We start from the raw sequence: 17514 nt of genomic DNA, 5'->3' as shown, positions 1-17514 counted from the left end.
TTACTCATCCTTATCGTTCTGAGTTTTCGCTAAAGCATCTATAAGCGATTGAGCAGCTTCTGCCACAAGATCATCTGGGAAGTTAACTCTCTTTAGTTCTCGCCTAATAATATTACGTAATCTGGCTTTTTGAGAATCCCTCTTAAACCAGTCCACGCCCGATTTTGTTTCTACAAAATCTATCGCCAATGCAACAACATGCTGCAGAATAGATTCAGATACAGAAAGTTGAACCTTTTCATTTACAACCAAGGCATTCATAAAAGTTGGCTCTACAACGTTAGAACCTGGCACCCAACTAACAGATTCTGAATTTATCTCGGCTTTCTCATCTAAATTAGGAACAGCGTTTTGAGAAGAGGGCTTAGGTTTATTTTTCCCTTCAATTGCTTCATTGATCAACTCATTACAATAGCCAGACGCTCCAATTACATCAGGAAATAAGCTAGCGTGATGAATATTCATTTTCCTTAAATGCCGTAAACAATCCCGCCTGAACTCTGCAGAGTTAGGTAAATGTAATTTACATATGTACTTACTAACTTCTTCAGGGTTATCTACGTCCACATCTGAATCAACAAGTGCCTTTAACAGCGCAGATTCGAGAGTTTCCCCATATGGCGCAATTGTGAACAAACCAGCTTGATTAACGAGTCGACCATGATCATCTTTTGATGGTTCCACAATTTTTGGATAGCCTTCTTCAAGTGGACATGACTCGTCAGTTTCAACCAAATCTTCTATAAAAGTCTTGTTAAGGATATAGATAACGCGACTGTAATTTGTCGGGTTGCCTTTATTATCTACCCAAGATGGCGGATCTTCATTAACAAAAGCAAAAAATAAGGAGACGTAGGGTGCTAAAGACCAATCTAACAGTGGTGTAGCCAATCCATGATGTTGTCCGATAGCCCACAATTCTTCATCATCACTTTCACTCAAAACTGCATTGTCTACTCGCCCACGAATTGACAAGCGAAAATTTCTGAGCTGTTTCCTTGCAATATCTTCCTGAATTGCTCCTGGTGACATACGATCTAGAGTTGGCTGTAATTCCCACTCATAATTATGCTGTCCACGAAAAACATACTCTACGCCATCTTCATCAACACGGTAATTTTTTACTACGTCATGGAATTGCTCCCAAGTTTCTAGATATGCAGAAGGCATCAATCCATCGATGTTCTGATCATAAATATCAAAATCAGGCCATAAAGGAAGGTTCTTAAAATAAATCTCTTTGCGTTCTTGATATTCTTCTTGCAAGGCTTCCATCATGCCACCTTATTTCTATCCAATTCACCAGAAAGAAGTTTGGGAAGTAAGCTATCTCGTATTGATACAAGAGACATAGTTTCTTTCTTATTCGTTGCTATTTGGGCTCTAAATCCTTCAATCAAAGAAGAGAAAATGCAAACAAGATCCTTGGGTGGTTTAACTACTTCAAGCCTGTAAACATTATTCCGATTAAGACCTGGAACTGCTGCATCGGTATTCATATTATCTAGGCCAAGTGTTTGCAGTAAGTAATACACGTAAACTAACCGCGTTTCATGTTTACACTTCACATAGAAGACCGTATCAATTGGGAAAAAGGATTCATCTTCCCAATACAATGCTCCTACCGTCCCTTTCCTCCCAACAATGATGCCTGGACCATCCACCAAAGGCTTGTGATGAGTACCAGTGAAACCTCCAGAACCGTAAACAGGAAACTCACCGTCAACACGATCTGACTTTTTCAATGCTTTCCCATAAGCAAGTTCGAGAATATCCTCAAGAATTTGAATTCTCCAACCTTCCGGCACTTCACCTAATTCAGACTCCATAAGCCGATCAGGGAATAAGGCGGCAGTGGCTTTGAGTTGTTCTTGTTGTTCTGGGGTTAGTTGATTGATTTCTTCTAGCGACTTGCCACTAATGGCAGCTATGGCAGCACGCTCAGGGTCTTGGCCTGCTTGTTTAGCGGCTATTTTGGCATAAGTAGGTTCAAAATCGACAAACCAGCTTTTAAAGATAGTTTGGGCGATGTGTTCGAGTGTTTGGTTGGTTTGGCGGTTGAGTTCGATTTTATTGGTAAATGAATTCAAAACTCGATTTATATATAGCCTTTCTTCTTTTGGAGGAACTGGAATTTCTACCGTGTCTAAATTTGTTTTGTTGAGCTTCGGCTGAACAGCCCCTGTAATATAGGGAGTAAGGTCAAGGTTTGAGAAATAATACTCTAAATAATCAAGAATCCCTTCCTCCTTTTCAGCCAAGATATGTGCGTGGTTATTTACCCAAAACTTCCCAGTCGCTTTAAATGCTATCGGAGTTTTTCTGGTACGAAGATTTTCTCCATCTTCAGAAATGAGTAGGTAGGTACCATCAAAAATATAGTCATCAATGTGATCAACCACTCCTGATGCTCCATAGTATGGGTATTCACCTTGGCGTTTATCCCTATCCAAACTCTTTAGTGGTACGCGCTTATGGTTTAGGAAATCTGCTACGTCTGAAAGCTTTCTTAGTGGCCAATCAGCATTCATAACCCAACCCCTCCAAGCTCTTTTTAATCTCAGCCCCTAAACGATCTGATTCTTCAAACTGTATTCTTAACTGGCCGGTCAAACGCGCCATTTTTTCTGAAAAGGGTTCTCCATCGTCCTCTTCGGTGGCGGCGCCGACATAACGGCCCGGGGTAAGTACGTAGTCGTGTTTTTGTAATTGCTCTTGTTCTGCGCTTTTACAAAAACCTGCCACATCTTCATACACTTCACCCGCCTGCCAATTATGAAACGTCTCCGTTACTTGGTTTAAATCTTCTATGGTGAAGTCACGTAGTACGCGGTCTTTCATAAAACCGAGGTTACGTGCATCAATAAATAACACTTCACCTTTGCGGTCTCGAAGTTTTCTACCGGAGGCACTTGTTCGCTCTCCTTTGTTTTTGGTTAAAAACCAAATACAGGCTGGAATTTGAGTATTGGTAAATAGCTGGCCGGGCAAGGCGACCATACACTCAACCAAGTCTTTTTCGATTAAGGCCTGACGGATTACTCCTTCATTATTGGTATTAGAACTCATCGAACCATTTGCCAACAACAGGCCCATGCTGCCATTTGGCGCAAGGTGATAAAGCATATGTTGTAGCCAAGCAAAGTTAGCGTTACCTGACGGGGGCCGGCCATACTGCCAACGCGGATCGTTATCATCGACACCTACATCCCACTCTTTCATATTAAATGGTGGATTTGCCATCACAAAGTCAGCCCGAAGGTCTGGATGCTGGTCGTTGGTATAGGTATTCGCAGGCTCTTTACCGAAATTAAAATCGATACCGCGAATAGCCATATTCATAGCAGCTAGTTGCCAGGTGGTATGATTATATTCCTGACCATAGATAGACACTTCACCAATACGGCCTTTGTGGCTGCTGATAAAGTGCTCAGACTGTACAAAGAAACCACCAGACCCCATTGCAGGGTCGTATACGCGACCTTTAAATGGTTCAAGCATTTGTACTATTAAGCTTACAATCGATTTAGGTGTATAGAACTGCCCACCTTTTTTACCTTCTGCTAAGGCAAATTGGCCGAGCATATATTCATAAACGTGACCAAGAATATCTTTTGAATTAAGGGATTCATGATGGAAAGGAATAGTTGCAACAAGATCTATCAGCTCACCTAGCTTAGCTTGGTCAATTTGTAGCTGGGCGTAGCGCTTATTGAGCACCCCTTTGAGTTTAGGGTTGTCTACTTCAATCGTCTCAAGGGCAAAATCAATAAGCTGTCCAACAGAGGAAAGGCGCTTACAATTACGTTTTTCTTCTTTACCCTCAGGCAGCTTAGAAAGAATATTGCCCTTAGGGCCAATCCAAATTTCACCATTGATTACGACTTTATTCTGGTTCTGCAGAAATTCCCAGCGTGCAGTTTCAGGCACCCAGAAAGTATTGGTCTCAATGTAGTAATCACGGACTTCTAATTCTGCACTGAGCTCTTCTTTGTACTCATCGCTATCAACTCCACCAAAATCCTCAGGGTCTAGAAAATAATCCTGTTCCGGATCTTGAAGTTGGATTTTGAGTTCTTCTTTTCTCAGATCAAAAGCATCGGATACGTACTTCAGGAAGATCAAACCCAGCATGACATGTTTATATTGGGCTGCATCTAATGATGGTAGTAATTTGTTAGCACTGGTCCAGAGTTTTTTCTCTAAACTATTTAAAAATAGTTGTTCTTCATTGCTGGTCATTAGGAATCCTAGCTATAAATCGGGTGTTAAGCACATTAAGTACTTCTACAGAAGAAAGATCTGGAATGCTCAAAGGAAGGGAAAAAATGAAACGTGGATAAATGTAGAATTATTGCTTGCTTAGCAAAGAACTACAGCACAGATAACTATTAAAAACTTATCCTTAAGAATCGCTTACCCTAGCAATTTCCAATCTAAATTATTGGTATGTAAGTTACCGTATTTAGACGAGAAAACCTAGGTTGCTCAATAGGTTCCTAATACTTATAACAGTTTGGAGTATCGCTTTGGGTATACTGCGCTCAAGGGTATGCCCTGTTTAGATTCATAGATGTGGATTTTAGCCGAGTTTCTGTTGTTTGGACGCTGGATGGATCAAAATATTGCTACCTGAAGCTTCCATTCTAAGTTGATCAAGGTAATCAGCCCAACGCTGCATCATCTCCTTGCGCTGTGGTAGGTGTGTAGTACGGTTGTAAGCCCTGCCTAGAGTATCTTTAACCGCATGGGCGAGCTGATGTTCAATCAACTCAACTCTCTCCCCTAATACTTCATCCAAAATAGTGCGCGCCATGGCACGGAAACCATGCCCCGTCATTTTGTCTTTAGGAATCCCCATGTTGCGGAAAGCAGCTAGGATCGCATTATCACTCATCGGTTGCCGTGGACTCCTTGCCGATGGAAAAACGTACTGCCAGTTACCTGAGAAAAGCTGTTGTTCTGATAAGATTTCAATCGCCTGTTTGCTAAGTGGAACTATATGATCCATGCCCATTTTCATTTTCTCGGCTGGGATTCGCCACTCGGCTTTTTCAAAATCGATTTCAGACCACTCCGCTTTTCGTAATTCAGACGGCCTGACAAAAACTAACGGTGCCAATTGAAGTGCAGCCCTAACAGTTACGGTTCCTTCGTAGTCATCGAGCATCAGCAAAAGCTTACCTACTTCTGAAGGCTCTGTTATCGCAGGAAAGTGTGAGCGTTTATAAGGAGCTAGCGCTCCGTTTAAATCTTGGGTGATATCGCGATCAGCTCTACCTGTAGCCACGGCGTATCTAAAAATTTGACCTGTAAGCTGTTTAACCCGGTGAGCCGTGTCGAGAGCACCACGATTTTGAACTTTGCGAAATGCTCTTAAAAGAAAGGGTGGCGTTATCTCATCAAAAGGAAGCGTGCCTATAAATGGGAAAAGGTCCCTTTCAATAGAGCGCATAACTTTATCTGCATAGTTATCAGACCATTTAATCGTTTGTTGCTTGTGCCACTCTCTGGCTATAGCCTCAAAGTTATTCTGTAGTGACTCAACGCGAGCTAACACTTTTGCTTGCTTCGCTTGAGAAGGATCTATTCCCTCGCCAAGTAATTCTCTAGCTTCATCTGTAGCCTTACGAGCTTTTTTGAGGGTGATTTCCGGATATACCCCAATCGATAGCAGCTTTTCCTTACCTGCAAATCGATATTTCATTCTCCAATATTTTGATCCGGTTTTAGCCACCAGCAAGAAAAGGCCACGACCATCACTAAGCTTATAGTCCTTTTCTTTTGGCTTGGCCTGCTTGATTTTGACATCTGTTAATTTCATGACTCATCTTCCCTGCTAAATGTAACACTGGGGGTATAAAAACTCGAAATACCCCCAACACTCCTTTAATACCCCCATATACACCCCCATAAAATTTGGAAGCAAAGAGAAGGCAAAAGAACTAACTGGAATAGAATATAGATCAACGCCAGTTATTACGCTAGATACAGGAAAGAATAGGAATAATTAGGAAGGGTATATGGTGGAGCCTAGCGGGATCGAACCGCTGACCTGTTCGCTGCCAGCGAACCGCTCTCCCAGCTGAGCTAAGGCCCCATATATGAAGTGTGGCTATAGTAATTAGCCGAAAAAACAGAGTCAAGAAAGATTGAAACTCTTAAAGTCAGCTAACTGCAGGAAAAATCTGTAAAAACATGAAGAAAACTGAAGTCGGCTGAACCTAGTTGGTTTCGCCGACTTCTTCGCTTACAGAGTCAGTCTATTAACCTTCGATCTGCGCACTTAATGCACGGTATTCTTTTTCCCAACGTTTCGCTTCTTTCTTAGAAGGACCGCCAAGAACATTAACCGCGTGACGTAAACGCGCACGAGTCATATCTGGGCCTAGGATCGCCATCGAATCCATCACAGATACAGTCTGGTTAGTACCCGCTACCGCAATAAACAGAGGGAATAGGAAGTCACGGATTTTGTAATCCATTGCTTCAGCAAGCTGTTTAAGCTGAGCGAATAGACGATCTTTATTCCACTGAGTTTCTGTATCTAGTAACCATACTGAGTACTGCAGCATTTTACGGATATCATCAAGTTCTAATGATTTATGCGCAAAATCTTCTTCGCTGATATCCAGCATGCCGGATAGGAAGAAGCTCGCAAGTGGGGCCACATCAGACAGTTTCTCCACACGCTGCTGAATCAACGGAACGATCTGCATCAGGTATTCAGGGTTTAACGCCCACTCCTGATACTTAGCTGCAAATTGCGCAGGATCTAAGTCTTCACGCAACCATAGGCCATTCAACCAGCTTAGTTTTTCCTGATCGAAGATTGGGCCACCAAGAGATACACGCTGAATATCGAAGTTATCGAACATCTGTTGACGTGTGAATTTCTCGCTCTCATCTGGCATAGACCAACCCATGCGAGCTAGGTAGTTCAACAATGCTTCAGGCAAGAAGCCCATACGCTGATAGTACAGAATACTCGTAGGGTTCTTACGCTTAGATAGCTTAGATTTATCTGGGTTACGCAGAAGCGGCATGTGGCATAGCTTTGGCATATCCCAACCAAAGTATTCATATAGTAACTTATGCTTAGGTGCTGAGTTGATCCACTCTTCACCACGGATAACGTGCGTGATCTCCATTAGGTGATCATCTACAACGTTTGCCAAGTGATAAGTCGGCATACCATCGGATTTAAGCAGAATCTGAGCATCAACCATGCCCCACTCCAGCTCAATCGTACCGCGAAGCATATCGTCAACTTCACAGGCACCTTCACCTTCAGGTACAACCATACGCACAACATAAGGCGCGCCCGCTGCTTTACGCTTTTCTACTTCCTCTTCAGGAAGAGCAAGATCGCTTTGCTTAAGTGCAGTATGACCGCCTGCTGCGCGACGAGCAGTACGTAACTCATCCAACTCTTCAGATGTACGGTAGCAAAGGAACGCTTTGCCTTCTTCGACCAACTGCATCGCGTATTTTGCATAGTCAGCTTTACGTTCGCTTTGACGGTAAGGTCCGTGAGGACCACCTACGTCTGGACCTTCATCCCATTCCAAACCTAACCAACGTAGCGAGTCCAGAATCTTCTGTTCAGATTCATCCGTACTACGTGTTTGGTCTGTATCTTCGATACGCAAGATAAACTGACCGCCATGCTGACGAGCAAAGGCTAAATTGAACAATGCGATATAGGCTGTGCCTACATGAGGGTCACCTGTTGGAGAAGGTGCAACACGGGTACGAACGGTCGTCATTGGTGTCCTTGGAAATCTGATAAAAATGAATAGCGGCAATTATATACTTAGCGGCCCTTTTCGAGCCACCAAGAAATCATTTAGGCGATAGATAATGAGAGAGAAACTATAAATAGTTTTCCCAAAGTACAGCCCCCCAGATCAGGCCACCCATAATCAGTGCGACCATAACAACGGCGGAACCTAGATCTTTGGCAAGTCCAGCTAGCTCATGAAACTCAGTGCCCGCGCGATCGACTACCGCTTCAATAGCACTGTTAACCAACTCAAAAGCTAACACCAACAAGCAAGTACAAATTAACGCTGCCAATTGCATGGGGCTTTGCGCAACTATAAAAGATAGGGGAATCAGCACCGCACTTCCCCAAACCTCATAGCGAAAAGCTGGCTCTTGAATATAAGCGGCCTTAAGGCCCTGCCATGAATAGATAGAAGCATAATAAAAACGCTTTAAGCCCGTATTCTTGGCAGTCGCACCCTGTGGTTTATCGCTCATGGTAAAGTCATTTCCCTAAATTTATCGCCTAGCGTTAGAAGCTAAGGCTATCACTTATACATTGGATTCCGTACAAATAGTTGGACAAAATCCACCTATGTGCAGCGCAAAATCGGTATACAGTATATAATCGCCTCTGTTCTTCGATTTTGATTGTATCTACACATTTAATGACCTCTACAACAGATAAACTAAACCGTCGTTTTACCGTTGCACCAATGATGGACTGGACGGACCGTCACTGCCGTTATTTTCACCGCATTTTAAGTCGCCAAGCGGTTTTATATACCGAGATGGTGACAACCGGTGCTTTGATCCATGCCGAAGCAGATAGATTTTTGCGTTATAACACGCAAGAGCAACCTGTTGCATTGCAGTTAGGTGGCAGCAACCCAGCCGATTTAGCCCAATGTACCAAGATGGCTGAGGATTATGGTTACAATGAGGTGAATCTTAATGTTGGCTGTCCTAGCGATCGTGTTCAAAACAATATGATCGGAGCCTGCCTAATGGCTCACCCTCAGTTAGTCGCTGAGTGTTTAGAAACGATGCAAGCTGCTGTAAAGATCCCTGTTACGGTAAAACACCGTCTTGGCATCGACGATATGGACAGCTATGAAGAGCTAGTCAGCTTTGTAGAGACAGTACGTAGCAGTGGATGTAATGTCTTTATTATCCATGCGCGCAAAGCGATTCTTCAGGGCCTAAGCCCAAAAGAGAACCGCGATATTCCGCCATTAAAATATGACTGGGTTTACCAAATAAAGCAGGAATTCCCTGATTTAGAAGTTCACGTTAATGGTGGTATCAAGACTCTCGAAGAGTGTCACACACATTTGCAACATGTTGATGGTGTAATGCTAGGCCGCGAAGCCTATCAAAATCCTTATCTTTTGGCAGATGTAGATAACGAGTTATACAACTGCCCTGATGAGAAGATCAGCCGTAAAGGGGCTGCTCTAGCGATGGTGCCGTATATTCAAGAACAGTTAGCAGAAGGTGTTTCGCTTCACCACATCACACGGCATATGCTTGGGCTATTTCACGCGCAACGGGGCGGCAAACAATTCCGCCGCTTTATTAGCGAAAATGCGCATAAACCTGGCGCTTCAATTGATGTACTCTTTGAAGCACTGGAACGTGTACCAGATTAGAATGGACTACTAGAAAGATGACAAGTCAGTTAGAAAAGCTAAAAGAAATTACTACTGTTGTTGCTGATACCGGTGATATCGAAGCCATTGCTCGCTTTAAACCTGTTGATGCGACCACTAACCCATCTCTACTGCTAAAAGCCGCTGAGCTTCCACAATACAGCGCTCTATTAGAAACAGCTAAGCGCTGGGCGACTGAAAAAGGCGGTAGCGAGCAAGAAGTACTGGACAACATGACTGATCGCCTTGCGGTAGAGATCGGTCGTGAAATTCTAAATATCATTCCAGGTCGCATCTCGACAGAAGTCGATGCACGTTTATCGTTTGACACGCAAGCAACATTGGAACGTGCACGTAAGCTGATCGGCCTTTATGAAGAAGCCGGTATCTCTAAAGATCGTATCCTGATTAAGATTGCTTCTACTTGGGAAGGAATTCAAGCAGCACGTCAGCTTGAGCAAGAAGGCATTAACTGTAACCTAACTCTGCTATTTAGCTTTGCCCAAGCGGCAGCATGCGCAGATGCTGGCGTTTACCTAATCTCTCCTTTCGTTGGCCGTATTCTTGATTGGTTTAAAGCGAACGAAGAAGGCGACTTTACGGGTGCTAACGATCCAGGTGTCCAATCAGTAACTGGCATCTATAACTACTACAAAGCGAATGGCTACAACACCATCGTAATGGGTGCGAGCTTCCGTAACATTGGCGAGATCCAAGAGCTAGCAGGTTGTGATCGCTTAACAATCGCTCCAGCCCTAATGCAAGAATTAGAGGACAGCACTGATGAGCTGCTAACTAAACTTGCACCTGAATCCGCAGCTTCCGAGCAAGGTAAACTTTCTTTGAGCGAAGCAGAATTCCGCTGGATGATGAACGAAGATGCGATGGCTACAGAAAAGCTAGCTCAAGGTATCCGCAGCTTTGCAGCCGATCAGATCAAGCTAGAGAAGCTTCTTCTAGCGGTATAAAACGTCCCTGCATAAATAGCCAAAAGCCCTCAGCAGAGAAAATCTACTGGGGGCTTTTTCTGTAGGAGCCTGCGAAGAAGTCTCATACTTTCCCAGTGGATTATAAAACGACCAGATACGCGAAAGTCGGCGCAGTGAAATGTCTAGACCTTTTCAAGTCGACTGACAAAGTAGATGGTCGTTTTAGAACCCACCCAACGGGGCTTACAGAGCAACTGAATCACTTTGTTAATGATTTTCGACAGGCCACCAGCATGCCTGTAATCGTTGCCTCGTGCTTCAATTTCACTGTAAGCCTGGGTCGTATTGGACTTGTTCGTAGGTTCCCCAATCAATATCCTGTCTATACTGATTTCTATGCCACCCTCAATTTTGGCTGAGGAGATCAGATATGGATACCGTAGTACTCCCCTACCCTAAGCTCATGCTGTTTGACTGGCATGGCACCCTTGTCGATACCCACGGCGCAATGTATCAAGCCATCGAAGAGATGCTTGCTCAATTAGACGAGCTAAATCTCACCCGACACATTCTGCCCGAAGAGAATGCCAAGACAGAAGATGACGAAAAGCTCATCCGCTATATCCGTATCTATCGACATCTGCATCCACGGGTCTTAGCAGAACAACGCATATCCAGAACCGATGTATTTGAGGTTTTGTTTGGCGATAACGACCAAGCTAATGCTATTGCCCACAAGGCTTACAATGACTGCTATCGAAACCACTACGGCAGTGTAAAGCCCTTCCAAGCAGGCATGTATGATTACCTCACTTATCTAAAGAAATTAGGTATTAAAATTGGTGTTGTAACCAACCGTAGCCGTGAATTTCTAGAACCCGAATTAGCGGCTGTCGAAAATGGCCGCTGGAAAGAGTTATTTGATGTCACACTTTGCGGCGATGAGATGCTGCACTATAAACCCGCCCCTAGCTCGATGATTCAGGCAAGCAGATCAGTCGACGAGCTCGCTGATAAGCACCTCTGGTATGTGGGCGATAGCGTTACCGATATGATGACGGCCACCAAAGCTGGCGTGACACGGGTCTTTTATAATGGCGCGCTGTGGAGCCCTCACTGGTTCGAACAAGTCTTTGCTGAAACGGCTCACCATCAATACGATCCAGATATTATCGTTGATGATTTTGACGAGTTATTAGATCTCGTATTACAAAGCCGCAATGGCATTACCAACCCAGAATTAATACAACAACGGCCTCCACGACTACCACCAAGAAAGCCTCAACCGCAGAGGGAAGAACCTGATTGGCACCCTGCTGTCGTGAATCTAACCTACCCTAAAGTGGTCCTCTTTGATTGGCATGCCACTCTTGTAGATACTCTGGATGCGATGTATCACGCGGTGGATGATATGCTCAAAGATCTACGAAATATGGGACTTTTAGAACAGCTGGTTGATTCAGCAAAATGCAAATCCCCCGATGATCAACGGCTTGTAGAATATGTCCGAGAGAACCTTAGCCTTCACCCCAAAATAAAACTCGATCGCAAGATATCCAGAACCGATATATTCGAGATCCTCTTTGCAGACAATGAAATTGCCAAAAAGCTCGCTCACAAAGGCTTTACTGAGCATTACCGCAAATACTACGGCACAGCTCTGCCCTTTGAACCCAAAGTTCGGAATATGCTTGAGGGCCTAAGAAAACTAGGATTAACCGTCGGCGTCATCACCAACCGCGATCGCGAATTCTTTATTCACGAACTCAATACCGTTGATGATGGTTGGGCACACCTTTTTGATACCGAAATTTGTGGTGATGATACAGTTCAGCGTAAGCCTCACACTGACCAAATTCTAAAAGCTGCAGACAATCTAAATTGCGATCTAGGCTTGGATATCTGGTACGTAGGAGACAGCACAACCGATGTAATAGCCGCAAAATCTGCAGGTATCACCAGTGTATTCTTTAACGGTGCTCAGTGGGATCAGCCCTGGCTTAACAAAATATTCCCAGGGAATGAACGCTACCCTTATAAACCTGACGTAGTCGTTAATGACTTTTCAGAGTTTTGGGCGCTGATGCTTTCATGTAGAAAACAGCGATCTGAGAGTATTAAATAGCTGTAGTCTAAAGCGGCTATTTACTACCGTTGACAAGAATAAGGGATAGATTCCTAACTGCAGTTTACGAAGTAATCGTATCGTTTGGTGCAATATGTCTTAGCTCAATTCGCTAATTTCTAATCTTCACATTTTGTTCGCATTCTCCTATTTAATTCGATGATAGGTTTGAGCTAATGTAATTCGTACTGGATTTTTAGGGGATTTAAAATGTTCAATAGGGTCAATTTTCCCTGTGTGGCTCTTTTATTATTGTTCTTAACTGGCTGCCAAACTCTGTCCGTCAGTTCAGTGGCAGAACGAAAAATGAACGCTCAGAACATCGCTAATGCTTCTGCTTTAGAACCCCTAATTATCCAGACCCATTCATTTCAGCTGCAAAGTTACTATCGCATTAAAGATTCCACCAAGCCCCTTCATGTTTACATTGAAGGTGATGGTTTAGCTTGGATTAGCAAACACAAATTATCTGAGAACCCAACTCCTATAAAGCCTGTAGCGCTTGAACTTGCGTCCTTAGATCATCGAGCCAATATTTTATACCTAGCGCGACCCTGCCAGTACGTCAAAAACAACCTTTGCGGTTCCCAATATTGGTCTAACAAACGGTTTTCTAAAGAAGTCATAGACTCCACCAACCAAGCGATCAATGTAATTAAGCGCCATTTCTCGCTATCAACTGTCGAGCTAGTTGGCTTTTCCGGAGGTGCAGCTGTATCAATTCTTGCTGCTGCCGAGCGCGATGATGTACGAGAAATCACGACTATTGCGGGAAATCTGGACCATAAACGACTCAATCGCTTACATCATGTTTCGCAATTGACCGAGTCCCTCAACCCTATCGACGTCGCCACTGAGCTGAATCATATCCCCCAACTTCATCTTGTCGGGAATAAGGATATTGTCGTCCCAAAATCTATAGCTGATGCCTTTGTTTCCGCTAGCCATAAACCAGAGAACATCCAAATTAAGAATGTGAACGCGAGTCACACACAAGGCTGGTCAAAAATCTGGGAAGCAATGTTAAATAACTAATGTATGTGTGCTTACAGTTCATTTCGACTTTCGGCCTTTTCTTCACATTTTCTTCACATTTTCTCCCTATTTACTCCTCATTTTATTGTTGAAATAGCACCAACAAAAACAAGCAGTTAGGGATAGGGATATGAACTTGGGCAAAGCACCATTTCATAAGACGCTACTAGGTACAGCAATTAGCCTAGTGATAATGGCACAAGCGAATCACACTTTAGCCACCGTAATTTCTGATGAGCAAATCACCGAGCAAAATCTAACTCAGAACGAAGATCTGGATATCACCTCGACAGGAAGCGTCTCGGTAACCGGAACGACAGGCGCGATTGCAATTAATGGCGGTGAAGGCTACGCAGGTAATATCACCAACGATGGCTCCATCAGCGCAAGTTCCCTCTCAACTGCCGCCACAGACGTATATGGAATTTACTTCAATAATGGCGGCTCACTGACCAACGACATTACGGGCTCATTAACTAACAATGGGACTATCTCAGCCTCGAATACAGGCAGCAACAATCAAGTATTGGGAAGCTATGCCATCTACGCTCAATATCAAGACCTTAATGGTGGTAGCTTTATCAATAACGGTACTCTGGAAGCCTCTACTGATAATGATGCCGACAGTTTTGCTTATGGTATTTATGCTAGTGATCTTGAAGATGCTGACCTCATTAATAACGGCGATGTTAACGTCAGTTCTATCTCATCGGCAGGTCAGGCATATGCTAAAGGCATCTATCTAGGCGGTTCTATTGATGCTCAGAGTAGCTTCATTCCCGGCAATATAACCCTATCTGCGGAAGGTTATACTCATGCTGATGCTGAAGTAATAAATATTGGCGACAGCTATATAGATCTAGACTTAGACGGCACCATCATCGCCATAGCAGAATCGTCAAATGGTAATTCTGATATAGAATTTTTCTATCAAGAATACCTAATGACGACACAAACCCAAAACGGCAGTATTACTGCAACGGCTATAGGGGCAACCGGTGCTAAAATTAATGGTTTTGAATTTGGTAGCGGGACTGAAAGCACCGGTAGTTTTATCAATAATGGCGATATCGCTTTAAACACAACGACTAGCACTGGTGTTTCCGATATAGATGTTTTTTTCAGTAGCAGCTATATGGACGGATCCATAACCAATAACGGTACTATCCTAGCATCGGCATCGGGTGGAAATGCTTCTGTTACATACTTAGACCCCAACAACACAGATTCCACCAGCTTAATATCTAATTCAGGCACAATCGATTTATCGGCATCAAGCTATACAGGTGAAGCCACTGCAATCTACATAGATTCTGACGAAACCCTAGATAATGGCACATTAATCTCAAACAGCGGCCAAATTAACATCAGCTCAATCAGCGATACTAGTCAGGTTTCAAGTTACTTTATTCAGTCACAAAATGATATGAATGCGGATATCAGTAACTCTGGAATCATCAACTTAAATACAACCGCTCAAGATGATGCAAATGCCTACCTTTATCTTATAGATCAGGAGGATGGTGAAGTTTATGGCAGTGTATCTAACAGCGGAACGATTACACAAACCGCCAGTTCTGAAGATGGAACCATTACCAACATAGGTATGAACTTATCGGTAGCTGATGATTTTGATTTCACCAACAGCGGTACTTACTCTCTTCTTTCAAGCTCAGAAAACAGCCAAATTAATAACTATCTCGTTTATACCGAAGACAATTTTAATGGTTCGATAAATAACACTGGCACCATTAACTTAACTACAAATGCAACTTCGGACCGCAGTTATAACTACAGCTTCTATTTTGATGGGGATCTCAACGGTACTTTAAACCACAGCGGCACTACCAATGTTGTTTCATCTTCAGGTACTAACTCCAGGGTTTACTGGATATTTAATAGCGGCGCCGTAAATGGATCTATTGTAAATAGCGGTACGGTAAATATGGACCTCACCAGCAACAGTTACACAAGAGCTTATTTTATAAGCGCTACTAGTGACTACCTATATGGTTCAATCACCAACAGCGGCTCCCTTTCAGCCTCCGTCATAGCAGATGGCGATATATACATCTATGGATTTGATGTCGATGAGCTAGAAGACTCCTCAATCACGCATTCAGGCCAAATGACCTTTACTGCTGACTCCGGTGATTATGTGTATCTCTATGGTATAAAAACAGATGCGATTGCGAATGGGAATATTATCTCGAGCGGTTCAATTGATCTCTTCGCACAGGCAGACAGTTCCGCATATCTATATGGTTTGAACTTAGCTGATACCGTTGATAGTAATAGTGCCGTTGTCGTGAATGATATAACGGTCTCAGCTAATGTATCAGAGGATGGGAACTATGCTACCAGCTACGCCATCAAAATTGATACCTTAGACGGCGATCTGGTCGTTAACGGCGATGTCAGTGCAACTGCCTCTGGACCTATTGCAACTGCTTACGCGGTACGTATTAATGATGGTAACGGCACCTTTACCAACAATGGCTCGCTTAGTGGTTTGGTAGAGGTCGATGCCAATGTCGACTTTATCAACAACGGCACGATCAATCTGGCATCAAATCAAGAAGCCTATTCTGATGGGAGCTATGCTCAAGGCTCTAATGGTGTAATTAACCTAGGTCTAGGCTCCATGCAAAATGCTTCACTATGGTCAGCTACAACAGCTACTTTCGCCTCAGGTTCAGTCGTTAATTTCAATTTTGACGGTGATATATCCGTTGGCGATAGTTTTGATGATGTAATTGAAGCAACGACCTCTCTCGATATTTCCGGAGCTACATTCACTGATGGTAGTTATTTACTAGATGCTACAACCACTCTAGACGGTGATACTGTTGATGTGACAGTGACGCAAGGACATAGTTTCAGTGATGCCCTATCTGGCTCCAGCAATACGCCCAATCACGTTGCAAAGTTCTGGGATCATATTTTTACCAATGGAACGAGTAATTCAGAACTTGCAAATGCACTAGATGAATTAAAAACCTACTCTTCTGCTGAACAAATCTCTGCCGCTATAACTAGCACTCAACCAAATGGAGCTAAAGCAACTGGCGATACTGCCAATAATGTCAGTGGCACTATTGGTAATGTAGTATCAAACCGCCAGAGCAATACACGAGGTGGCAGTGGCATATCAACGGGTGATGAGATGTTGGTAGATCGTAATTTCTGGGTAAAGCCTTTCTACAGTCGTGCGGAGCAAGGCAATAATAACGATGCTTATGGATATGATGCGGATACCTACGGTACCGCGCTAGGTTTTGACACAGAACTACAACCAAATAATCGTATCGGTGCGGCACTGTTCTACAGTAAAAGTGATATCGATGTGAATGACGTTTCCCAAAATAGTGAAGTCGACAGTTACAATGCCATAGTCTATGGCTCATTGCCTGTCATCGACGGTCAAACTTACCTAGATTGGCAAGCAGGTTTGGGCATGCATAAAAACAGCTCTAACCGCTACGTTACACTTAATAGTACTACCGCGACGGCTAAATACGACAGCTACAGTGCCCAACTATCGGGGACCTTAAGCCGAGATTATGTACTTAACTCACAAACAACTGTTTCTCCTTACGTAAAAGCAAATTACCAGTATCAAACTACTGAGAGTTATTCAGAGACAGGTGCTGGAGCACTTAACCTTAATGTAGATTCCAGCGACAGCGAACGACTATTACTGGGTGCTGGAGCAACACTTGAGCGTCAGATTTCACCAAAAGTATCGATTAGCGCTAACGGCGGCTTAAATTATGACTTACTTGGTAGTAATGATGCGATTACATCAAGTTACGCTGGAGAGAGCTCAGTAAGCTTTGCCACCGAAGGAGTTAAAGCTGATGAACTGAGCATTAAAGCAGGCTTTGGTTTGAATTATCAGAAAGATGAAAACCTCAACGTCGAAGTTGCTTACGATATAGAAACCAGCAGTGGCTTCGATAATCAATCAGTATCTGCGAAATTAAAATGGACTTTCTAATTAACA

Annotated in this window: 11 protein-coding genes and 1 tRNA gene; 5 read left to right on the top strand and 7 right to left on the bottom strand. The window is 43.4% G+C overall.

Annotated elements, in window-relative coordinates; translation table 11 throughout:
* The 7 genes from ACMXYW_RS05890 to ACMXYW_RS05860 form a co-directional block, all read right to left on the bottom strand.
* The gene (locus tag ACMXYW_RS05890) at positions 1–1275 is read right to left on the bottom strand and encodes an FRG domain-containing protein (protein WP_415905568.1); all 1275 of its coding nucleotides are present in this window, start codon (positions 1273–1275) and stop codon (positions 1–3) included.
* Positions 1275–2531, bottom strand: coding sequence for a restriction endonuclease subunit S (locus ACMXYW_RS05885; protein ID WP_415905567.1), 1257 nt, complete (start codon positions 2529–2531; stop codon positions 1275–1277). The genes ACMXYW_RS05890 and ACMXYW_RS05885 overlap by 1 nt, the downstream gene beginning before the upstream one ends.
* A complete protein-coding gene (locus ACMXYW_RS05880) occupies positions 2521–4242 on the bottom strand; it encodes a type I restriction-modification system subunit M (RefSeq protein ID WP_415905566.1) in 1722 nt (573 codons plus the stop codon). Before ACMXYW_RS05880 ends, ACMXYW_RS05885 begins: the two co-directional genes overlap by 11 nt.
* Before the next feature lie 340 nt (positions 4243–4582).
* On the bottom strand, positions 4583–5824 hold the full coding sequence (locus ACMXYW_RS05875) for a tyrosine-type recombinase/integrase (protein ID WP_415905565.1): 1242 nt from the start codon (positions 5822–5824) through the stop codon (positions 4583–4585).
* Between the two features lie 200 nt (positions 5825–6024).
* Positions 6025–6100, bottom strand: a tRNA-Ala gene (locus tag ACMXYW_RS05870).
* Between the two features lie 166 nt (positions 6101–6266).
* Positions 6267–7769: a glutamate--tRNA ligase gene (gltX, locus tag ACMXYW_RS05865; RefSeq protein ID WP_415905564.1), complete on the bottom strand. Its 1503-nt coding sequence runs from the start codon at positions 7767–7769 to the stop codon at positions 6267–6269.
* Positions 7770–7875: 106 nt separating this feature from the next.
* Complete coding sequence (locus ACMXYW_RS05860) at positions 7876–8265, bottom strand: diacylglycerol kinase (protein WP_415905563.1); 390 nt, start codon at positions 8263–8265, stop codon at positions 7876–7878.
* A gap of 170 nt (positions 8266–8435) precedes the next feature.
* Here ACMXYW_RS05860 and dusA point away from each other — a divergent pair, with 170 nt between their 5' ends.
* The 5 genes from dusA to ACMXYW_RS05835 all read left to right on the top strand — a co-directional run bounded on the left by dusA (position 8436) and on the right by ACMXYW_RS05835 (position 17508).
* The gene (gene dusA, locus ACMXYW_RS05855) at positions 8436–9419 is read left to right on the top strand and encodes a tRNA dihydrouridine(20/20a) synthase DusA (RefSeq protein WP_415905562.1); all 984 of its coding nucleotides are present in this window, start codon (positions 8436–8438) and stop codon (positions 9417–9419) included.
* Positions 9420–9436: 17 nt separating this feature from the next.
* Positions 9437–10387 (top strand): transaldolase, encoded by a 951-nt coding sequence (gene tal, locus ACMXYW_RS05850; protein WP_415905561.1) that lies wholly within the window; start codon positions 9437–9439, stop codon positions 10385–10387.
* Between the two features lie 391 nt (positions 10388–10778).
* Positions 10779–12473, top strand: a complete 1695-nt coding sequence (locus tag ACMXYW_RS05845) for an HAD family hydrolase (RefSeq protein WP_415905560.1) — start codon at positions 10779–10781, stop codon at positions 12471–12473.
* A 306-nt stretch (positions 12474–12779) separates the two neighbouring features.
* The gene (locus ACMXYW_RS05840) at positions 12780–13508 is read left to right on the top strand and encodes an alpha/beta fold hydrolase (protein WP_415905559.1); all 729 of its coding nucleotides are present in this window, start codon (positions 12780–12782) and stop codon (positions 13506–13508) included.
* A gap of 130 nt (positions 13509–13638) precedes the next feature.
* On the top strand, positions 13639–17508 hold the full coding sequence (locus ACMXYW_RS05835) for an autotransporter domain-containing protein (RefSeq protein WP_415905558.1): 3870 nt from the start codon (positions 13639–13641) through the stop codon (positions 17506–17508).
* Positions 17509–17514 lie beyond the last annotated feature (6 nt).

The organism is Neptuniibacter sp. QD48_55 (genome assembly GCF_047778115.1).
Classification (GTDB): Bacteria; Pseudomonadota; Gammaproteobacteria; order Pseudomonadales; family Balneatricaceae; genus Neptuniibacter.
Note: the sequence above shows the minus strand (reverse complement) of the source record. Positions and strands in the feature narration are given on the sequence as shown.

Excerpts from the sequence above, each read along its gene's own strand:
- ACMXYW_RS05835 (WP_415905558.1), top strand. The coding sequence starts at position 13,639 with ATGAACTTGGGCAAAGCACCATTTCATAAGACGCTACTAGGTACAGCA.
- dusA (WP_415905562.1), top strand. The coding sequence starts at position 8,436 with ATGACCTCTACAACAGATAAACTAAACCGTCGTTTTACCGTTGCACCA.
- tal (WP_415905561.1), top strand. The coding sequence starts at position 9,437 with ATGACAAGTCAGTTAGAAAAGCTAAAAGAAATTACTACTGTTGTTGCT.
- ACMXYW_RS05875 (WP_415905565.1), bottom strand. The coding sequence starts at position 5,824 with ATGAAATTAACAGATGTCAAAATCAAGCAGGCCAAGCCAAAAGAAAAG.
- gltX (WP_415905564.1), bottom strand. The coding sequence starts at position 7,769 with ATGACGACCGTTCGTACCCGTGTTGCACCTTCTCCAACAGGTGACCCT.
- ACMXYW_RS05880 (WP_415905566.1), bottom strand. The coding sequence starts at position 4,242 with ATGACCAGCAATGAAGAACAACTATTTTTAAATAGTTTAGAGAAAAAA.
- ACMXYW_RS05840 (WP_415905559.1), top strand. The coding sequence starts at position 12,780 with ATGAACGCTCAGAACATCGCTAATGCTTCTGCTTTAGAACCCCTAATT.
- ACMXYW_RS05845 (WP_415905560.1), top strand. The coding sequence starts at position 10,779 with ATGGATACCGTAGTACTCCCCTACCCTAAGCTCATGCTGTTTGACTGG.
- ACMXYW_RS05860 (WP_415905563.1), bottom strand. The coding sequence starts at position 8,265 with ATGAGCGATAAACCACAGGGTGCGACTGCCAAGAATACGGGCTTAAAG.
- ACMXYW_RS05890 (WP_415905568.1), bottom strand. The coding sequence starts at position 1,275 with ATGGAAGCCTTGCAAGAAGAATATCAAGAACGCAAAGAGATTTATTTT.
- ACMXYW_RS05885 (WP_415905567.1), bottom strand. The coding sequence starts at position 2,531 with ATGAATGCTGATTGGCCACTAAGAAAGCTTTCAGACGTAGCAGATTTC.